Source organism: Allomuricauda sp. CP2A (assembly GCF_001683915.1).
Lineage (GTDB): Bacteria > Bacteroidota > Bacteroidia > Flavobacteriales > Flavobacteriaceae > Flagellimonas.
On record NZ_LXTT01000166.1, the window covers coordinates 1 to 18,884 of the forward strand.

At 43.4% G+C, this 18,884-nt stretch carries 17 protein-coding genes and 1 tRNA gene; 6 read left to right on the forward strand and 12 right to left on the reverse strand.

The window, feature by feature from the left end; all coding sequences use genetic code 11:
- Window positions 1–29: 29 nt before the first annotated feature.
- From A7D14_RS18580 to A7D14_RS18590, 3 genes are all read right to left on the reverse strand, one after another.
- Window positions 30–117: transfer RNA gene (locus A7D14_RS18580), tRNA-Ser, on the reverse strand.
- Window positions 118–184: 67 nt separating this feature from the next.
- A complete protein-coding gene (locus tag A7D14_RS18585) occupies window positions 185–1,216 on the reverse strand; it encodes an asparaginase (protein ID WP_067037831.1) in 1,032 nt (343 codons plus the stop codon).
- 3 nt (window positions 1,217–1,219) lie between these two features.
- Window positions 1,220–1,987, reverse strand: coding sequence for a TatD family hydrolase (locus A7D14_RS18590; RefSeq protein WP_067037833.1), 768 nt, complete (start codon window positions 1,985–1,987; stop codon window positions 1,220–1,222).
- Window positions 1,988–2,063: 76 nt separating this feature from the next.
- Between A7D14_RS18590 and A7D14_RS18595 the strand changes: the two genes are divergently transcribed.
- Complete coding sequence (locus tag A7D14_RS18595; RefSeq protein ID WP_067037835.1) at window positions 2,064–2,504, forward strand: TIGR02281 family clan AA aspartic protease; 441 nt, start codon at window positions 2,064–2,066, stop codon at window positions 2,502–2,504.
- Between the two features lie 53 nt (window positions 2,505–2,557).
- On the opposite strand, the gene odhB is transcribed toward A7D14_RS18595, so the two are convergent.
- Together odhB and A7D14_RS18605 are read right to left on the reverse strand one after the other, a co-directional pair.
- Window positions 2,558–3,778 carry a 2-oxoglutarate dehydrogenase complex dihydrolipoyllysine-residue succinyltransferase gene (gene odhB / locus A7D14_RS18600; protein ID WP_067037838.1) on the reverse strand — a complete coding sequence of 407 codons (1,221 nt, stop codon included), beginning with the start codon at window positions 3,776–3,778 and terminating at the stop codon, window positions 2,558–2,560.
- 22 nt (window positions 3,779–3,800) lie between these two features.
- Window positions 3,801–6,599, reverse strand: coding sequence for a 2-oxoglutarate dehydrogenase E1 component (locus A7D14_RS18605; protein ID WP_067037840.1), 2,799 nt, complete (start codon window positions 6,597–6,599; stop codon window positions 3,801–3,803).
- Window positions 6,600–6,807: 208 nt separating this feature from the next.
- Between A7D14_RS18605 and A7D14_RS18610 the strand changes: the two genes are divergently transcribed.
- Window positions 6,808–7,908 (forward strand): acyltransferase family protein, encoded by a 1,101-nt coding sequence (locus A7D14_RS18610; RefSeq protein ID WP_067037842.1) that lies wholly within the window; start codon window positions 6,808–6,810, stop codon window positions 7,906–7,908.
- Window positions 7,909–7,916: 8 nt separating this feature from the next.
- Here the strand turns inward: A7D14_RS18610 and A7D14_RS18615 are convergent, their stop codons facing one another.
- From A7D14_RS18615 to A7D14_RS18625, 3 genes are all read right to left on the reverse strand, one after another.
- Entirely contained in the window at window positions 7,917–8,273 is a 357-nt protein-coding gene (locus tag A7D14_RS18615) for a hypothetical protein (protein WP_067037844.1), read from the reverse strand.
- Window positions 8,274–8,372: 99 nt separating this feature from the next.
- Window positions 8,373–9,389: a UDP-glucose 4-epimerase GalE gene (galE, locus tag A7D14_RS18620; RefSeq protein ID WP_067037846.1), complete on the reverse strand. Its 1,017-nt coding sequence runs from the start codon at window positions 9,387–9,389 to the stop codon at window positions 8,373–8,375.
- A gap of 2 nt (window positions 9,390–9,391) precedes the next feature.
- The gene (locus tag A7D14_RS18625) at window positions 9,392–10,546 is read right to left on the reverse strand and encodes a DegT/DnrJ/EryC1/StrS family aminotransferase (protein WP_067037848.1); all 1,155 of its coding nucleotides are present in this window, start codon (window positions 10,544–10,546) and stop codon (window positions 9,392–9,394) included.
- A gap of 80 nt (window positions 10,547–10,626) precedes the next feature.
- Here A7D14_RS18625 and A7D14_RS18630 point away from each other — a divergent pair, with 80 nt between their 5' ends.
- Both A7D14_RS18630 and A7D14_RS18635 read left to right on the forward strand, forming a co-directional pair.
- A complete protein-coding gene (locus tag A7D14_RS18630; RefSeq protein WP_313790853.1) occupies window positions 10,627–11,871 on the forward strand; it encodes a glycosyltransferase N-terminal domain-containing protein in 1,245 nt (414 codons plus the stop codon).
- Between the two features lie 32 nt (window positions 11,872–11,903).
- Window positions 11,904–13,295: a sugar porter family MFS transporter gene (locus tag A7D14_RS18635; RefSeq protein WP_067037850.1), complete on the forward strand. Its 1,392-nt coding sequence runs from the start codon at window positions 11,904–11,906 to the stop codon at window positions 13,293–13,295.
- A 247-nt stretch (window positions 13,296–13,542) separates the two neighbouring features.
- Here the strand turns inward: A7D14_RS18635 and A7D14_RS18640 are convergent, their stop codons facing one another.
- The 4 genes from A7D14_RS18640 to A7D14_RS18655 all read right to left on the reverse strand — a co-directional run bounded on the left by A7D14_RS18640 (window position 13,543) and on the right by A7D14_RS18655 (window position 16,781).
- Window positions 13,543–14,172 (reverse strand): hypothetical protein, encoded by a 630-nt coding sequence (locus A7D14_RS18640; RefSeq protein WP_067037853.1) that lies wholly within the window; start codon window positions 14,170–14,172, stop codon window positions 13,543–13,545.
- A gap of 40 nt (window positions 14,173–14,212) precedes the next feature.
- Window positions 14,213–14,512 (reverse strand): HPF/RaiA family ribosome-associated protein, encoded by a 300-nt coding sequence (locus tag A7D14_RS18645; RefSeq protein WP_067037855.1) that lies wholly within the window; start codon window positions 14,510–14,512, stop codon window positions 14,213–14,215.
- A gap of 78 nt (window positions 14,513–14,590) precedes the next feature.
- Window positions 14,591–15,967 carry an ATP-dependent 6-phosphofructokinase gene (locus A7D14_RS18650; RefSeq protein ID WP_255307495.1) on the reverse strand — a complete coding sequence of 459 codons (1,377 nt, stop codon included), beginning with the start codon at window positions 15,965–15,967 and terminating at the stop codon, window positions 14,591–14,593.
- Window positions 15,968–15,989: 22 nt separating this feature from the next.
- Window positions 15,990–16,781 (reverse strand): universal stress protein, encoded by a 792-nt coding sequence (locus A7D14_RS18655; RefSeq protein ID WP_067037857.1) that lies wholly within the window; start codon window positions 16,779–16,781, stop codon window positions 15,990–15,992.
- 195 nt (window positions 16,782–16,976) lie between these two features.
- On the opposite strand from A7D14_RS18655, the gene A7D14_RS18660 reads away from it, so the two are divergent.
- Both A7D14_RS18660 and A7D14_RS18665 read left to right on the forward strand, forming a co-directional pair.
- Window positions 16,977–17,945, forward strand: coding sequence for an ROK family protein (locus A7D14_RS18660; protein ID WP_067037859.1), 969 nt, complete (start codon window positions 16,977–16,979; stop codon window positions 17,943–17,945).
- 162 nt (window positions 17,946–18,107) lie between these two features.
- Complete coding sequence (locus A7D14_RS18665) at window positions 18,108–18,833, forward strand: energy transducer TonB (protein WP_067037861.1); 726 nt, start codon at window positions 18,108–18,110, stop codon at window positions 18,831–18,833.
- Window positions 18,834–18,884: the final 51 nt, after the last annotated feature.

Consider the following 18,884-nt stretch of genomic DNA (forward strand, 5'->3'; position numbering starts at 1 on the left):
TTTTGTAATTGAAAAATTAAAATACCTAGCAGAGAGGAAGGGATTCGAACCCTCGATACACTTTTGGTGTATACACACTTTCCAGGCGTGCGCCTTCGACCACTCGGCCACCTCTCTATTTCCTCCAGTTAGGCCGACCAATAAACAAAAAAATAATCAGTTATAGAAATTTGACGCGTTAATTTTACACCATTTCACCACGGAGTGATGTCTCAAAAATTGTCTTGAACAATTTGTCGGGAACCCCTGTCCCCAATAGGTACATTGCCTTGGTCACGGCCGCTTCGGTTGTAATGTCCTTTCCGTTAATAAGTTGCATCTCTTTCAGCTTTTCACTGGTCTCATAATGCCCCATGGAGATACTGCCTCCGGAGCATTGCGTTACATTAATTATGTGCAATCCATTTTCTATTGCCTTTTGGATCCCATTCAAAAACCAATTGTCCATCGGCGCGTTCCCTGCACCGTAGGTTTCCAAAATCAATGCCTTTAAATCGGGAATGTTTAAGACCGATTGCAGTACATTTTGGTTCAATCCCGGAAACAATTTGAGAATCGCCACCCGATCATCCATCTTTTTATGGACTTGTAGCGATTTGTTTTTGGTCACTTTTTTGATCAAATAATTCTGGTGCACCTTTAAATGCACACCCGATTCCACCAAAGGTGGATAATTTAATGAAGCAAAAGCCTCAAAATGTTCCGCATTGATCTTGGTCGTTCGGTTGCCCCGGTAGAGTTTATATTCAAAATACAGTCCCACTTCCTGCAACACGGGCTTCCCTTTTTTCTGGAGCGCAGCAATTTCAATGGACGTGATCAGGTTCTCCTTGGCATCGGTGCGCAAGTCCCCGATCGGCAATTGGGACCCTGTGAAAATGACCGGCTTTTCCAGATTCTCCAGCATAAAGCTCAACGCCGATGCGGAATAACTCATGGTATCGCTACCATGCAGCACCACAAAACCATCATTATCGTCATAATGCTCTTCAATGATGGAAGCAATAACGGCCCAATAATCAGGATTCATATTCGAGGAATCGATGGGGTGTTCAAACGAAACCCCTCTCAGGTTACAGTCCAACTGTTTCAGCTCCGGAATGTTTTTAACGAGTTCCTCAAAATTGAAGGCCTTGAGCGCACCCGTTTTGTAATCCTTCACCATCCCGATGGTCCCCCCGGTATAGATCAGTAATATGTTGGTCTTTTTCTTCATAGATCAAATTCCGAATATTTCTTTGGAGTTTTCCGTAGTGATTGCCGCAATTTCCTCCTCGGGCATACCATATAGGGCTGAAAGTTTTTCCAACACCTTAATTATATAAGAGCTTTCATTTCGTTTTCCACGATAGGGCGCCGGAGCCAAATATGGGGAATCGGTTTCCAAAACAATGTGTTTTAGGTCGATTTGATTTAAAAATTGATCTATTTTGCCATTCTTGAAAGTCGTCACACCGCCAATGCCCAGTTTCATATTGTAGGATAGGGCGCGATGGGCCTGCTCCAAGGTCCCTGTAAAACAATGGAAAATCCCAAAAAGGTCATCTCCTTTTTCTTGTTCCAAAATCTCAAAGATTTCATCGAACGATTCCCGACAATGGATCGCAATGGGCAACTGGTGCTTTTTCGCCAAACGGATCTGGTGCACAAAAGCCTCCTGCTGTTGCTTTAAAAAGGTCTGGTCCCAATACAGGTCGATTCCGATTTCACCCACGGCATAGAATTTCCTTTTGGATAGCCACTCCTCTACATGGGCCAATTCCTCTTTGTAGTTTTCCTTGACATGGGTGGGGTGCAGGCCCATCATCAAAAAAACATTTTCGGGATAGTTGGCTTCCAGATCCAACATGGATTGGGTGTAGGTGGAATCGATGGCCGGAACAAAAAAGCGCTCCACCCCTGCGTCCAAGGCACGCTGCATCATTTCCTTTTGGTCCTGCTCAAAGGCTTCACTATAAAGATGGGTATGGGTATCTGTAATAATCATATCGCAAAAATAGGTTTATCTTAGACGTCCCAAAACTTTGTTTCTGATTAAAGATTCTCCAAGAGCACATTTCCATATGGCATCACTCAAAAAATTCCTCAAAAACAAGGATTACATTACAATACCTTTGGTATTGACCGAAACCAACCACTTTGAACTCGTAGCAACCATCAATGGTGTTACGGGCAAGTTTATTTTGGACACCGGGGCCTCCAATACTTGTGTGGGTATGGACAAAATCGAATTTTTTGAAATGGCTTCCGAGGCATCTGACATTAAAGCGGCCGGGGCTGGAGCCACGGAAATGGAAACTCTGATCTCCAACAAAAACAAAATCCAAATCGGGGACTGGAAAAAGAAAAAACAGAAAGTGGTTCTTTTTGACCTTACCCATGTAAACCAAGCATTGACCAACCATAACGCAATGCCTGTGGACGGTATAATTGGTGCCGATGTCCTTAAAAAGGGAAAGGCCGTGATCGATTACAATAAAAAATGCCTCTACTTAAAAAAGTAAAGGCATTTGTCAGTTCGAGCGCAGTCGAGAACAACTCGCTCTTGTAGTATTATTTATAGCTCCAACGCTTTTTTCACGTTTCCGTCCATCAACAGTTCCTCTGGACTTTCCAAAGCTTCTTTTACAGCGACCAAGAATCCTACGGATTCCTTACCATCGATAATTCTGTGGTCATAAGAAAGTGCAACGTACATTACAGGTGCAATAGCAATGGCACCATCCCTAACAATGGCACGTTCCACAATGTTGTGCATCCCCAAGATGCCACTTTGCGGTGGGTTGATGATCGGAGTGGACAACATGGAACCGAATACACCCCCGTTGGTGATGGTAAAAGTCCCTCCAGTCATTTCATCCACGGTGATCTCACCTTCCCTGGCACGGATGGCCAAGCGTTTTACTTCGGATTCAATTCCTCTGAACGTCAGGTTTTCTGCATTTCTGATTACGGGAACCATCAAACCTTTTGGTCCTGAAACCGCAATACTGATATCGCAGAATTCGTAGGTGATCATTTCCTTGCCATCGATCATGGAGTTAACGGCAGGGTACATTTGCAAGGCGCGAATCACCGCTTTGGTAAAGAAAGACATAAATCCAAGGCTTACCCCATGCTTTTCTTTGAACGCTTCTTTGTATTGACTGCGCAACTCAAAGATGGCGGACATATCCACTTCATTGAAGGTAGTCAACATGGCGGTCTCGTTCTTTGCAGCAACCAATCGCTCGGCCACTTTTCTACGCAACATGGACAATTTGGAACGGCTTTCACCACGGCTACCACCTGTTGGGGTTCCCATGGATGGTTTAGCTTTTACAGCATCATCTTTGGTGATGCGTCCATCACGCCCACTACCGGAAACGGATGAGGGCTCAATCCCTTTTTCGTCCAATATTTTCTTGGCCGCTGGAGATGGAGTTCCGGAAGCATAGGTTTCCTTTTTGGTCTCCTCTTTCTTGGGTGCTTCTTTTTTAGGTTCTTCCTTCTTGGTTTCTTCCTTTTCATCGGAACCGCTGGATGAACCTTCAGGTTTTTTTGCACTGGTATCGATGAGGCAGACCACCTCGCCAACGGCTACGGCGTCGCCCACTTCGGCCTTAAGGGTAATAATTCCGCTCTCCTCCGCAGGAAGTTCCAATGTTGCCTTGTCCGAGTCCACCTCGGCTATGGCTTGGTCTTTCTCCACATAATCTCCATCCTCTACCAACCACTCGGCGATTTCTACCTCTGTAATGGATTCCCCTGGTGAGGGAACTTTCATTTCTAAAACCATTCTGTTATAGTTTATACTTGTATTATCTTATTTGCATATTATCCTTACTCTTGTCGAAAACGTAGTCCAACACTTGGGCATGACGTCTTTTTGAACGCACGGCACTACCTGCTGCGGGTGCCCCGTAAAATCTACGTGATGCCACCCGAAACTGTTTGGCTTCGTCCAAATGCATCAACATATGGCTCCACGCCCCCATGTTCCTAGGTTCTTCCTGGGCCCAAACAATATCGTCTGCATTTTTATATTTTTTGATGATGCTTCGCATTTCCTTGGCCGGCAATGGGAACAATTGTTCGACACGTACCAAAGCTACATCATCTCTTTCAAGCTCTTCCCGCTTCTCCAAAAGATCATAGTAGAATTTACCGGTACAGAATACCAATGTCTTTACTTTGGCCGTTTTAGCTTCGGCATCGTCAATCACCATCTGGAAACTTCCGTTGGCCATCTCCTCCTTGGTGGAAACCACTTTGGGATGCCTCAACAAACTTTTGGGCGTAAAAACCACCAATGGCTTACGGAACTTGGCCTTCATTTGTCTACGGAACAAGTGGAACAAGTTCGCTGGAGTGGTCACATCTGCCACGAACATATTGTCCTTGGCACAAAGTTGCAAGTACCTTTCCATACGTGCCGAAGAGTGTTCCGCTCCCTGACCTTCGTACCCATGGGGCAATAAAAGCACCAATCCGTTCTGGAGTTTCCATTTGTCTTCGGCTGATGACAAATATTGATCAATAATGATCTGGGCTCCATTACTGAAGTCCCCAAACTGTGCCTCCCAAATGGTCAATGTACCCGGGCTTGCCATGGCGTAGCCATAATCAAATCCCATTACGGCATATTCTGATAGCAGTGAGTTATAGATGTGGAAGCTTCCATTTTGGTTGTCCCCCATCTCATTCAACAGCACCACCTCTTCTTCATGCATTTCCGTTTTGATAACGGCGTGTCTGTGGGAGAAGGTTCCTCTTTCCACATCCTGGCCTGTCATTCGAACATCGTACCCTTCCTCGATCAATGATCCGTAGGCCAAAAGTTCTCCCATGGCCCAATCGAGCTTGTTGTCCTCAAAATACATGGCATGGCGGCCTTCCACCAATCGTTCCAATTTCCTCAGGAATTTTTTATCCTCTGGAAGCTTGGTAATGCTTTGGGCAACCTCATCCAACTTTTTAAGGTCGTAGGTGGTATCCATGGGTTTCAGCATCACCTCCTCGGTCACCTGCTCAAACCCTTCCCATTCATCTTGCATGAAAGGGGTTATCCTAGTCTTCTCAATTTTGCGGGAATCCAAAAGATCCTCCTCAAGATCGTTCTTATATTTTTCTTCGAGTTCTTTTACGTAGTTCTCATCAATTACCCCTTCGGCAATCAATCGCTCGGCGTAAATGTCTCTTGGGTTTTTGTGTTTGGATATGGATTTGTACAACAATGGCTGGGTAAACTTAGGTTCATCACCTTCGTTGTGACCATACTTTCTGTATCCCAATAAATCCAAGAAAATGTCGCGCTTGTAGCGCATCCTGTATTCCAAAGCAAAGGTTGTGGCATGCACCACGGCCTCGGCATCATCAGCATTTACATGGAGTACCGGCGAGAGGGTCACTTTGCCCACATCGGTACAGTAGGTTGATGACCTTGCATCCAGGTAGTTCGTGGTAAACCCAATCTGGTTGTTCACCACAATATGGATGGTGCCCCCAGTGGTATAGCCTTCCAAACGGGCCATCTGAATCACTTCATACACGACTCCCTGTGCGGCAAAAGCAGCATCACCATGGATTAAGATCGGCAGTACCTCAGAGATTTCATCACTGTGATCGCGATCTTGCTTGGCCCTGGCTATACCTTCAACAATGGAGTTTACGGTTTCCAAGTGCGATGGGTTCGGGGCAATGTTCATATTGACCATTTTCCCGGAATCCGTTTCACGTTTGGAGGTCCATCCCAAGTGATATTTTACATCACCATCAAAGATGGTTTCCTCGTAATCCTTACCGTCGAACTCGCTAAAGATATCCTTTGGCGATTTCCCAAAGATATTGGTCAACACGTTCAAACGCCCTCGGTGGGCCATACCCACAATAAATTGCTTTACGCCTTTGTCCGCTGCTTTTTCTATGATCACGTCCAATGCTGGGATCAACGATTCCCCTCCTTCCAAGGAAAATCTTTTTTGCCCCACATATTTGGTGTGCAAAAAACTCTCAAAAGAAACGGCCTCGTTCAATTTCCTGAGGATGTTTTTCTTTTCTTCCGCGGTGTAATTGGGATGGTTGTCGTTTTTGTTGAGCCAATCCTGGATCCATTGGATGCGTTCCGGTGTACGGATGTACATGTACTCCACCCCAATGGAATCACAATAAATGCGCTCCAAGTGGGCTACGATCTCTTTCAATGAGGCAGAACCGATACCAAGGATTTTACCGGCATCAAAAACTGTATCCAAATCGTCTTGGGACAGTCCAAAATTGGCAATGTCCAAGGTGGGTTCATATTTTCTTCGTTCCCGTACTGGATTTGTTTTGGTGAACAAGTGGCCCCGTGAGCGGTAACCATCAATAAGACGGATAACCTGAAACTCCTTTTGCAAGGTTTCGGGCATTTCCACTTGCCTTCCGTTGGAAAGAACCACCATCCCATTCTTCTCGGATTCTATTCCCAAGTCCTCCAAAGAACTTTCCAAACCGAAATCAAACCCTTGAAAAAAAGCCCTCCAACTGGGCTCTATAGTATCCGGGTTCGTTAGATATTTATCATATTGCTCCGCAAAAAATGAAGTGTGCGCAGCATTTAAAAATGAATATTTGTCCATTATTCCTGTATTTCCAAAACTTTATGGAAAATTTTGTCAAAAATACGGGTTTTGCCTTTTATATAAGAGTGTTTTAACCAAATTATTGTCTTAAAAAAAGAGGATTTCACAACTATGGGGTTGAATCCATCTTAAAACAACAATACGGGTATAATATGTCAATTATCTAAAAAAAGCATACCTTGTTATCTAGCCAAAATAACCAAGCATGACCACCTTAAAAAACCGATACCTCTCATTGGATGTCTTTAGGGGAATAGACGTTGCCCTTATGATCATTGTTAACTCCCCCGGAAATTGGGAAACCACCTTTGCACCGTTGCTCCACGCCGAATGGAACGGTTTCACACTGACCGACCTGGTTTTCCCCACCTTTTTGTTCGTAGTGGGAAATTCCATGAGCTTTAGCATGAAAAAGTACGAACAAATGGGAAATTCAGCTTTTTTTAAGAAGGTGCTGAAACGGTTTGCCATTATTTTCTTGCTCGGGTTTTTAATGTATTGGTATCCCTTTTTTGAAAATGGCCAGCTAAAACCCTTGGCCGAGACTCGGATTTTTGGGGTTTTGCAACGTATTGCCCTTTGTTATCTCTTCGCATCCATTCTATTGCACTATGTGAAAACAAAAACAGCAATTCTTTTCAGTATTGCGGCATTGGTGGTTTATCATATTATTTTGATTGCCTTTGGCGACCTTACTCTTACCGGAAATGCCGTCCTTAAATTGGATGAATGGCTTATTGGTCCAAATCATATGTACCATGGGGAAGGAATTGCTTTTGACCCCGAGGGTTTGCTGAGCACGCTACCGGCCATTGTAAATGTGGTGGCGGGGTATCTGACCGGGAAATTCATTCAAAAGAATGGGCAAAATTTTGAAACGGTGGCCAAGTTGATGATGATGGGCTTTGCCCTTGTGGTGGCCGGATTGGCATGGGACCTGCTATTGCCCATCAACAAAAAGTTATGGACAAGCTCCTTTGTGCTGCTCACCTGTGGTATAGATCTATGCGCATTGGCCTTGCTCGTTTATATATTGGATATGAAAAAAGCAAAAAGCTGGAGTTACTTTTTTGAGGTTTTCGGAAAAAACACACTATTCATTTATCTGTTATCCGAACTTTTCATCATTACCCTTTTTGCTGTTGATGTCAATGGGGAATCACTTTACAGGTGGATTGCCGACACCGTTTTTATATCGTGGTCAGGCGGTTATATGGGTTCTTTGCTGTTTGCCCTTTGGGTCGTGTTCACTTGCTGGGTGGTAGGCTACATTATGGACAAAAGAGGCATTTATGTAAAGGTTTGACCTATGGGTCAGCTGCTGTATTTGTTTTTGAACCAGACTTTTTGCCATTCCCGTTTCAGCAACAAAAAAGAAACTTCGGCAGCTATGTCAACAGCATCTGAAGGGGCAATTTTCCGCACCTCATTTTCTGAAATGTCAACCACATATAAAAGATTGAGGTATTGCTCAAACTTTTCAACGATCAAAAAATAGATTTTTTCATGGACAATACTCTTAAGTTCCTCTGAAGATATACCCATAGGAATATTGATGGGCACATTGGCCAGTTCAAAATCCTTCTTCAACTGAAGCACCAATTTTCTATAGAGCTGTTCCTTTTGAGCTACTTCAAGTAATTCCAAGCTGTTGGTAAAGTTGGATATCATATTGTATTTACGAGCAAACCTGCATCAAAAGATCAAGCTACATTTCACTTATGCGCCTATTATTGTTAAAAATCCATCTCAATAAAGACAGTATTACCATCAACTTCTGACCTTACATTCCCACTCCCATGCAGATTTCATGGCATCATCCAGACTGGATTTGGCTTTCCATCCCAAAACCTCGTTGGCCTTTGTGGTATCTGCATAAGCCTGAATAACGTCTCCAGGACGTCTGTCCACAATTTTATAATTCAATTTTTTGCCAGAAACACGCTCAAAACTTTGGATTACCTCCAATACAGAGCTTCCAGTGCCTGTCCCAAGGTTAAAAACCTCATAGTTATCTTCATTCTTATCATTGAGCAGACGTTGAAGTGCCTTAACGTGGGCCTTGGCCAAATCCACTACATGAATATAATCCCGGATACAAGTACCATCCGGTGTGGGGTAATCATCACCAAAAACCGATAATTGCTCTCGTAATCCAACTCCAGTTTGAGTGATATAAGGAACCAGATTCTGTGGCACTCCCAAAGGAAGTTCACCTATTTCAGCACTGGGATGCGCCCCAATGGGGTTGAAATACCTCAGGGCAATGGCCTGTAGATCGGGATTTACCTTGCAGGCATCCTTTATAATCTCCTCGCCAACTTGTTTTGTGTTGCCGTAGGGAGATTCAGCGGGTTTTACGGGAGCGTCTTCAGTAATGGGCATTTGGTCTGCCTGGCCATAAACGGTACATGATGAACTGAATATAAAATTGGCCTTGTCCTTTTTTATCAACTCCTGAAGCAGGTACACCAGCACCCCTAGGTTGTTCTCATAATACAATAAAGGCTTTTCCACACTCTCCCCTACGGCCTTTGATGCTGAAAAATGAATGATTCCCTCAACATCACTGTGTTTTGCAAAAAACTCCTGCACCTTGGGTTTTTCCCGAAGATCCAATTGTTCAAAAACGGGCTTTTTTCCTGTAATGGCCTCAATGCCATCCAAAACAGCAATGGATGAATTGGAAAGGTTGTCAATGATAACCACTTCAAAACCTTCATTTTGTAATTCAACAACGGTATGGGAGCCAATAAAACCAAGACCGCCCGTTACGAGTATTTTCATCTTTATTTGTTTACAAAATCAATAACCAAATCGGTAATAAACTCAATCTGTTCATCATCCAATTCTGTATGCATGGGGAGCGAGATCACTTCTTGTACCAATTGATTGGTCACTGGAAAATCCGCTTCATTGTAACGCTCATCCGCATAAGCCTTTTGCTTGTGCAACGGAACTGGATAATACACACCACAAGGAACGTTGTTATCTTGTAAATGTTGCACCAGCCCATCCCTTTTCCCGTTCATTATTTTGATGGTATATTGATGGAAAACATGGCAATCACAGGTGTTTTTGCCTCCCTCGCACACACATTCGATCTTAGGCACCACAATATTGGCCTGCCCCTCAAAGGCCCTACTATATTTTGATGCAGCTTCCCATCGTTTTTGGTTGTACATATCCAATTTTGGGAGCTTTGCCCTTAAAACTGCAGCTTGAATGGTGTCCAATCGGGAGTTTACCCCCACCACATCATGGTAGTATCTTTTGTACATGCCGTGGTTCACCATCCCACGAATGGTGTGGGCTAAATCATCATCATTGGTAAAGATGGCGCCACCGTCCCCATAACAGCCCAAATTCTTGGATGGAAAAAACGATGTTGAGGCAACATGACCAATGGTTCCCGCTTTTTGTTTTTTTCCATTGGCAGAAGTATAGGTGGCACCAATGGCCTGGGCATTGTCCTCTATTACATAGAGATTGTGCTTTTCGGCCAATTCCATAATGGCATCCATATTGGCGGGCTGTCCAAACAAGTGTACGGGAACAATGGCTTTGGTCTTGGGGGTGATGGCCTTTTCAATGGCTTTTATATCTATGTTGAAGGTATCTGGCTCCACATCCACCAGAACAGGGGTCAAATTCAACAAAGCGATGACCTCAACCGTGGCGGCAAAGGTAAAATCTGCGGTGATCACCTCATCCCCGGGCTGTAATCCAAGGCCCATCATGCAAATTTGAAGTGCATCGGTACCATTGGCACAGGGAATTACGTGCTTCACGCCCAAATATTCCTCCAGTTCACTTTGAAAAGCATGCACATGCGGTCCGTTGATGAATGCCGAGGAATCCAAAATCTCAGCGATGGAGTCGTTCACCTCATTTTTTATGCCTTCGTATTGACCTTTAAGGTCAACCATCTGTATTTTTTTCATCCAAATAAATTATGCCCGCAAAATTAAGAAATAAAGATGCCATAACGCCCTATTGCCGAAAGAATGTATTTTAGCAAAATATGATGCTCCTGCGTTTTGTCTATACTGTTTTGATGACGCTGTCCTGGTACGGCCTAAAAGTGATCGCACTCTTTCAACCCAAGATAAAATTGTTTGTTTCGGGACGAAAGAAGACGTTTGCCGATTTGGAAGCAAAGCTTCCAGTGGACACCAAATCCATTTGGATGCACGTGGCCTCATTGGGTGAGTTTGAACAAGGCCTGCCCATTCTTGAAAGATTGAAGACATCTTATCCCGATCACAAAATTGTGCTCACCTTTTTCTCCCCATCCGGATATGAGGTGAAGAAAAACACTCCCATTGCCGATGCTGTGGTATATCTTCCCATGGACACGCTTTCAAATGCTTCAAGATTCTTGGATAAAATCAATCCAGAGCTTGCCATTTTCATTAAATATGAGATTTGGCCCAATTATCTGTATCGATTGCAACAGAGAAATATTCCAACTCTATTGGTGTCGGCCAGGTTTTCAAAGAAACAGATTTACTTTAAACCTTATGGTGGATTTATGCGAAATAGTTTAAAGTCCATTTCCCATTTTTTTGTCCAGGAGGAAGGCTCAAAAGCCTTATTGGAATCCATTAATTTTAAAAATATAACCGTAAGTGGTGACACCCGTTTTGACCGTGTTTCTGAAATTCTAAAACAGGACAACCAACTGGATTTTATGGACAGGTTCAGAACGGATAAATTCTGTTTGGTGGCCGGTAGCACCTGGCCAGAAGACGAAGAAATCATGATTAATTTCATCAACACAACCCAGGACCCCATCAAATTTGTCATTGCTCCACATCAGATAAAACAAGCACATATTGACAATATCACCAACGCCATCACCAAAAAGTCAATATGCTACACCCAATTGGACAATGAAGATTTGTCCCAGTTCGATGTCCTCATTATTGACACCATTGGACTATTGACCAAAATTTACAGTTATGCGAGTGCTGCCTACGTGGGTGGTGGTTTTGCCACTGGATTGCACAACACTTTGGAGCCAGCCGTATTTGGAATTCCCGTGATCATAGGTCCAAATTTTAAAGGATTTAAAGAGGCTGAAGATCTTGTGGGCCAGAAAGGTATCCTTCCCATTTCGGGCCAAGAAAAATTCAATCATTTGATGAACGGTTTTATCGCCGACCCAAAATCAGTGGAAAAAACGGGGCAAATCAACTCAAACTACATTACCAATAATTTGGGGGCCACTTCTTTGGTCATGGCCCATATCAGCCAAATTCTCTAAATTTTGGTTAGCTTTAGCAAAATTGAGCCAACATGGACAAACGTATTTTTAGAATTTCATTGACCGCTGCCCTAGCGGGTTTTTTGTTTGGTTTTGATACCGTGGTCATTTCCGGGGCCAACCAACCCATTAAGGAAATTTGGGACACCAACTGGTTTTTAGGGGATTCCATTTTCACCTTCCACGGAATTTTTATCATGTCCATGGCCCTTTGGGGCACCGTTTTGGGCTCGCTGTTGGGAGGGATTCCCACGGATCGCTTGGGAAGAAAAAAGACGCTTTTTTGGATCGGGGTGCTCTATTTTGCATCTGCCATGGGGTCGGCCTTCGCACCTGAACCTTATAGTTTTTCCTTTTTTAGGTTTATTGGTGGTGTTGGTGTTGGAGCTTCATCGGTGGCCGCCCCGGTATATATTTCGGAGATTTCAACTGCACAAACACGAGGTAGGCTGACCGCCATGTACCAATTCAACATTGTTTTTGGGATTTTGATCGCTTTTATATCCAACTACCTTATCGGGATCATTTTTGATGAAAGCATAGCTTGGCGTTGGATGTTGGGGATTGAAGGAGTACCTGCATTGATATACACCATCATGGTATTTAAAATACCCAATAGCCCAAGATGGTTGTTGATGAAGAACCATGCCGATGCCATTGTTATAGAGTCCATTACTTTATTGGGGATTGCCAAAGACAAGGCTTCGGTACATCTGGAACAGATAAAAGTTGCCCTGTTCGATACTACCGAAAAACAAAAGGAAAGCCTGTTCTCTGGAACATATAACAAACCTTTGATTTTGGCCTTTTTGATCGCTTTTTTCAACCAACTTTCCGGAATCAATTTTGTGCTCTACTATGCCCCTGAAATTTTGGAACGCGCGGGATTGGCTACGGGCGAGTCCCTTTTCAGCTCCATTTCCATTGGAATCATAAACCTGATCTTCACTTTTGTTGGCATTTCCCTGATCGACAAATTGGGCCGTAAACAATTAATGTACATCGGCTCCATTGGCTATATTTTGAGCCTGTCCATGGTGGGGTGGTGCTTTTATTCAGGGGCAAGTTCCGTGCTTTTGCTCATTTTCATTCTCATTTTTATTGCGTCCCATGCCATAGGGCAAGGGGCAGTGATATGGGTTTTCATCTCCGAAATATTCCCCAATAAAGTTCGCTCGTATGGGCAATCTTGGGGTACGGGAACACATTGGGTATTTGCCGCTTTGATCACTCTGTTGACACCCACCTTTTTGGATGCAGAAATAGGCATTTTCAAGGATAATCCCTGGCCCATTTTTATCTTTTTTGCCTTTATGATGGTGCTTCAGTTGCTTTGGGTCATTTTTATGATGCCCGAGACTAAAGGGGTCAGTTTGGAGGAATTGGGCAAAATGTTGAGTGGAAAAAAGAGGAAAAACAGTTAATTGTTCTACTGCTCTAAAAATTCAACCTTTAATCGAATAAGGGCTTGGAAGTTAGGGGCAATAACTGAATAATTCCGTACATTGGTGTAAATTACACTATTATGTCTGATGAAATTTCTTTTGGAAATAAACTTATGGTTGGGTTTCTACGAATAATGGTCTTTGTCTTGATTGTTATTTTGATTGCGATACCCGTTTGTATTTTACTGGACTTTTTGGGCGTTTTAGAAGCGCTTGGACTGTCTTCTTAATAAAAAATGATTTCCTGTTCCCCCATTTTATCCGTTACCAGCTTAATATAGGTGTCAATTGTTTTATCAACCTTTACCGTTTCGGTAACATCAAGGTCGCCCCTCCAGATCAGTTCCATTTCCTTACCCTCGCAAATGCAGTATAAAGAGGTCTCTACGTGGTAAATATTGAATGAGTCGTAGGACTCGGGATCATAATAGATGTCTTGGTGCTCCAAATAGTCTGTACTGAAACGCATGAACATTCTATCGATGTTGTGCACCTTTTCCTTTAAAGTTGTCTTGTTTTCAGTGGCCACAACCTTGGTGAACAAAATGGCATCAAAATCCTTGTCCAACAATTGTCTTTCCACAATGGACAATTCTTCCTCAGACCTCTCGGACGATGTGAATTCAACATCGAAAAGATCTATGCTGCGCATGGCCTCAACTTTTCTTTCTTCCAATTTCTCAACCAATCTGGTCTCAAACTCCATACGCACATTCTCATCCTGTGCCATGCCCACCACAAGTACCTTATGGGCATCAAAAAGCACAATATCCGGGTTTTTCCAAGTACTTACCAGCTTGGTACTGGAACAGCCCATGAGAAGTAAAGCACCTATGACCCATATTTTTGATTTCATTGGAATGGATTTATAACGTCATGCGCAGCAAAGATATGTTTTAATATGCTGAGAATGTTTCTTGTCTTTTTTCCAACTGTCTTCTTAAATCTTCAACAGTTTCTGCCATGGATTTTTCAAAATCATCGGTATCGGATTTTGCGAAAATTCTGGGACCAGGGGCACTCAGTTCAATCTCGCACACCTTTCCTTTACCCGTTCTATCATTTTCCTGCTTAAAAAGCACATTGGCCTTGATCAACCAACTGTATTTTTTCTCCAAACCCTCCAGTTTTTTCATTAAAAGCTGTGTTAATGCTTCACTGGTCTTCATTTTTTGATATTGAACATGTACTTCCATGATAATTGTTTTTGATTTACTTCAAAGCTATGATAGGAAAACAGCAAATTAAATGACAAATGTCAGCTTGGATTTGCATTATTGTCCCAACGAAAAAGGCTGGCCTGTGCTCTGCAGTACCGAAAACCAAAATTCGCCCTCCAAATCTATCTTTTTCCGTTTTTTGGTCACTTCGGCAATGGGCACATACACATATTTGTTATTCACTTTGCAGGCCACAAATTTGGTCTTTCCCGCCATGGCGCCATGTACGGCATGATACGCCAACCGCCCACAATACACACTATCACTGGAGTTGGCTGGTGCACTCCTAACAATATAGCTGGGGTCAATATATTTTATGGTAACCGATGCAGACTTACCTTTAAAATACTCCGCTATTTTCTCTTTTAGCAAGAGACCGATATCCTCATGCTTTATGTTGCCCGAAGCATCCTTGACCCGATGCTTGTCCTTAAACAACTGTTGGCCTGCACCTTCGGCCACAACGATTACGGCATGCTTTTTTTGTTCCAACCGTCGTTCCAAAAACTTCAGGAACCCGTAATCTCCTTCTAACGTAAAATCCATTTCCGGAATGAGCACAAAGTTCACCACGGGCATGGCCAGAGCTGCGGAAGCGGCAATAAATCCACTGTCCCTCCCCATCAATTTTACTATGGAAATGCCGTTGTAGGCCCCTGTGGCCTCGTTATGGGCATCCCTAAGGATGGGACTGGCCACATCAAAAGCGGTTTCATACCCAAAAGATTCATCTATCAGGTCAATGTCGTTGTCAATGGTCTTTGGAATGCCAACCACACTGATCTTTGCGTTCCTTTTCTTGATTTCTTCTCCAATGGCGTTGACCCCCTTAAGTGTTCCATCACCTCCAATGGCAAACAGCATATCAATATTGTTTTTCTCCAAAGTATCCACCATCACGGACACGTCCTGTGCGCCACGGGAGGACCCCAAAAAGGTTCCTCCAAATTGGTGGATGTCCTTGACCTTATCTGGAGTAAGCTCTACAAATTCATGGCCACTTTCCGGATTGAGCCCTTCATACCCGTAGGGTATGCCAATAATTCGTTTTACATCATAGAAATAATGCAGTGCCATGACCACACCGCGAATTACATTGTTGATCCCCGGGCACAATCCACCACAGGTAACAATGGCCGCTTTGGTGTTCTTGGCATCAAAAAATAGGTTTTGTCTGGGACCGGCTTTTTCCATACAAGCGGGTACTTCCCCATTGTTCAAACACTTGTTGTAATGCTCCATGGTGAGATCCAACACCAATTTGTCCGACTCACCTACAAAGTTAAATACACGATTTCCCTTAACTGTACTGAGCTGAAGGGGGGATTTGTATTCAGCTGTCCCCAAGCTTTCTATGTCAAACCTATTTTTATCGTTCACTTTTATTGAGTCTTGAAGTGTTCGCTGCATATGGATCAGCAGTGGCAGCATGTTTCTTATTGAACAGGCGTGGTCAATCCAATGCCAATACCGGAATCTCGGAGTGCAACGTCAACAGTTTTGTCAAACGTCCTTCGGACGGGTCGCTTTTTTCGCTATGGTTTCTGGGCAAAATGGCCAACATATCAATGTTTTTTTCATTGATGTAGTCCAAAATACCTTCTTCCACGTCTTGGTTTTTACTGAATGTATGCTCTACATAAAAATGCTCCAAATAGTATTCCAAGAGGTTCTCGGTACTGTCCTGAACAGATTCCTCAGCATAAACGGATTCTTTATAAATGGTCAGGACATGTACTTTGGAGTCAAAGGTCCGGGCGATGTCCAAAAGGGTTGTCAGAACCTCTTTATCCTCAATTTTTTCACTACCCATGACCAAGGCAATGTCCTTGGGTTCTTTGATATTGCATCCGTAGGGAATGGATATCACGGGGCAATTGGCATCCAAGACCAATCTGGAGGTGTTGGTAATGGCCTCATCGGTAATTTTGTCTCCCATGGTACCCATCATGATCAAATCTGCATTGCTTTCCTCCTCCACTTTCAAGATGGTGCTGATCAAGTCTCCGGTGGCTGTTTGAAAATCAGGAACAACCTTCAACCTTACATTGAAGGATTCCAATACTTTTGTAAAATCATTCTTCAGTTCCTCTTCTTCAACTTTACTGGTTGGCATTACACCAACGTATAGGGCCAAAATGGCAATAGGCCGATCTGGGCCCACAAAATTGGCCACATATTCCAAGGCATTCAAAGATGCTTCTGAAAAATCGAAAGGGACTACTATTTTTTTAATATTGCTCATACCTCAAATTTTAAATGATTCAAAACTTCAATTTCAAAAGTAGAGTCGTCCCATGACCTAAAATATGACGGAAGTCAGGTTTCCAACTTTTAAACCATATTAACAAAAAATCTGTCTATTTAAAAGTCCCGAGCGTTATTTTTTTGAAATCATTATGGTTATATTTAAAAACAACTAAAGAATGTGCGTATAACCATGGATATTGTAATAGGTGTGGACATTGGCGGTACCAAAACCAAGATCGGGTTGGTTGACCAAAACGGGGAATGCCTTGAAAAAACTTTTTTTAGGACCAGGGACTTTCCAAACCTGAACGACTACTTGAACAAAATCAAGAGTACATCGGACGAGCTCATCAACAAGATGGGAAAGGAGGTGAATGTCTTGGGATGTGGCATTGGAGCCCCGAATGCATCGAGCAAAAACGGGACCATAGAAAATGCCAGTAATTTAATCTGGAAAGACAGTGTTCCCATTCTTGAGAAATTACAGGAGCGCATGCCCATGCCCATGCGTATCATGAACGATGCAAGTGCCGCTGCCTTGGGTGAAATGCTCTTTGGCGGTGCCAAAAACATGAAAGATTTTATTGTGATTACCTTGGGTACCGGGTTTGGCGCCGGCATTGTGGCCAATGGCCAATTAATAGACGGGTACGATGGCTTTGCTGGGGAGTTGGGCCATGTGGACATGACTTTGGGGGATGGCAGATTGACCGGGCTTGGGGTTAGGGGCGGATTGGAAGCCTATGTGTCTGCAACTGGCCTAAAGCGCACCATTATGTATATGATGAGCAAGTATACGGTGGACAGTAAGTTTAGAAGCGTAGCCTTTAACGACCTCCATGGCGAGGATATTACCAAAGCGGCGGAAGAAGGGGATGAAATTGCCCTTAAGGCATTTGACTATACGGCCAAAATTATGGGATTGGCATTGGCCAACTTTACGGCATTTACCCAGCCAGAAGCTTTTATTTTAATGGGCGGACTTACCAATAGCGGAAAATGGATCATGGAACCCTTGGAAAAGTATTTCAATGCAAACCTTCTGCAGGTTTACAAGGGCAAGGTAAAGCTGATGTATTCTGAAATGGAGGGCAAAACCGCAGCCATCTGCGGGGCTGCTGCACTGATATGGGAAACCCAGAACAAGAACATCACATAACCCCCGATCCCTATCCGCAGGTAAAGTTTTAATGCTTATTTCCTGAAAAACCTTGCATAGAGGCCGTCTTCCAAGGAAGAACATCCATGTTCAAACCTGACCATTATCATATTTTATGGTTGGTGACCTAACTATCTTTATAACAATTAAATAGTAAAAGTCATGAAACCAAAAAAGAACCCCAATGCTGAAATAGGCCGCAATAGCAGTCTTTATTTCATGATAGGCCTTACTTCGGTCCTGTTCCTTACATGGCAATCATTGGAAGTGAAATTTTATGAGAGGGAGTCCACGGTTTCAGATGTTGTTGAAGTTATGGATGACCTTAAGGAAGATGTGCCTGTTACAGAAATGTTACGTACCACTCCACCACCCCCTCCGCCATCTGCACCGGATGTGATAGAAATTGTGGAGGATGTTGAAGAGGTTGAAGAAACCGTTATTGAAAGTACGGAGAGCAGTCAAGAAACCTATATTGAAGATGCCATTGTAAGCGTGGAAGACGTTGAAGTGGAAGAGGTTGAAGAAGACATTACCGTACCTTTTGCAGTGATAGAATACGTTCCTGTTTTTCCTGGATGTGAAGTCTATGAAACACAGGCGGAACGCAAAGCCTGCTTTAACCGAAAGGTACAGGAGCACGTTGTGAAAAACTTCAGGTACCCCCCAAGTGCATTGGAAATGCAAATTACCGGAAGGGTATACGTTCAGTTTGTGATTGATTCCAAAGGCAACGTGACCGATATCCAAAAGAGAGGTCCAGACCGTTTATTGGAAGAAGAGGCCGCTAGAATCATTGCCTCTCTACCCAATGTAAAACCTGGAGAGCAACGTGGAAGAGCCGTTCGGGTCAAGTACAGCATTCCGATCAATTTTGAAATACAATAAGTTTAGGACTAAACAATGAAGAAGGAGGCTTAATAAGTTTGGGCCTCTTTT

What these genes read in the sequence shown, in the direction of transcription:
- A7D14_RS18585 (WP_067037831.1), bottom strand. Translation starts at nt 1,216, where the DNA reads ATGAAGAAAAAGACCAACATATTACTGATCTATACCGGGGGGACCATC.
- A7D14_RS18590 (WP_067037833.1), bottom strand. Translation starts at nt 1,987, where the DNA reads ATGATTATTACAGATACCCATACCCATCTTTATAGTGAAGCCTTTGAG.
- A7D14_RS18595 (WP_067037835.1), top strand. Translation starts at nt 2,064, where the DNA reads ATGGCATCACTCAAAAAATTCCTCAAAAACAAGGATTACATTACAATA.
- odhB (WP_067037838.1), bottom strand. Translation starts at nt 3,778, where the DNA reads ATGGTTTTAGAAATGAAAGTTCCCTCACCAGGGGAATCCATTACAGAG.
- A7D14_RS18605 (WP_067037840.1), bottom strand. Translation starts at nt 6,599, where the DNA reads ATGGACAAATATTCATTTTTAAATGCTGCGCACACTTCATTTTTTGCG.
- A7D14_RS18610 (WP_067037842.1), top strand. Translation starts at nt 6,808, where the DNA reads ATGACCACCTTAAAAAACCGATACCTCTCATTGGATGTCTTTAGGGGA.
- A7D14_RS18615 (WP_067037844.1), bottom strand. Translation starts at nt 8,273, where the DNA reads ATGATATCCAACTTTACCAACAGCTTGGAATTACTTGAAGTAGCTCAA.
- galE (WP_067037846.1), bottom strand. Translation starts at nt 9,389, where the DNA reads ATGAAAATACTCGTAACGGGCGGTCTTGGTTTTATTGGCTCCCATACC.
- A7D14_RS18625 (WP_067037848.1), bottom strand. Translation starts at nt 10,546, where the DNA reads ATGAAAAAAATACAGATGGTTGACCTTAAAGGTCAATACGAAGGCATA.
- A7D14_RS18630 (WP_313790853.1), top strand. Translation starts at nt 10,627, where the DNA reads ATGATGCTCCTGCGTTTTGTCTATACTGTTTTGATGACGCTGTCCTGG.
- A7D14_RS18635 (WP_067037850.1), top strand. Translation starts at nt 11,904, where the DNA reads ATGGACAAACGTATTTTTAGAATTTCATTGACCGCTGCCCTAGCGGGT.
- A7D14_RS18640 (WP_067037853.1), bottom strand. Translation starts at nt 14,172, where the DNA reads ATGAAATCAAAAATATGGGTCATAGGTGCTTTACTTCTCATGGGCTGT.
- A7D14_RS18645 (WP_067037855.1), bottom strand. Translation starts at nt 14,512, where the DNA reads ATGGAAGTACATGTTCAATATCAAAAAATGAAGACCAGTGAAGCATTA.
- A7D14_RS18650 (WP_255307495.1), bottom strand. Translation starts at nt 15,967, where the DNA reads ATGCTGCCACTGCTGATCCATATGCAGCGAACACTTCAAGACTCAATA.
- A7D14_RS18655 (WP_067037857.1), bottom strand. Translation starts at nt 16,781, where the DNA reads ATGAGCAATATTAAAAAAATAGTAGTCCCTTTCGATTTTTCAGAAGCA.
- A7D14_RS18660 (WP_067037859.1), top strand. Translation starts at nt 16,977, where the DNA reads ATGGATATTGTAATAGGTGTGGACATTGGCGGTACCAAAACCAAGATC.
- A7D14_RS18665 (WP_067037861.1), top strand. Translation starts at nt 18,108, where the DNA reads ATGAAACCAAAAAAGAACCCCAATGCTGAAATAGGCCGCAATAGCAGT.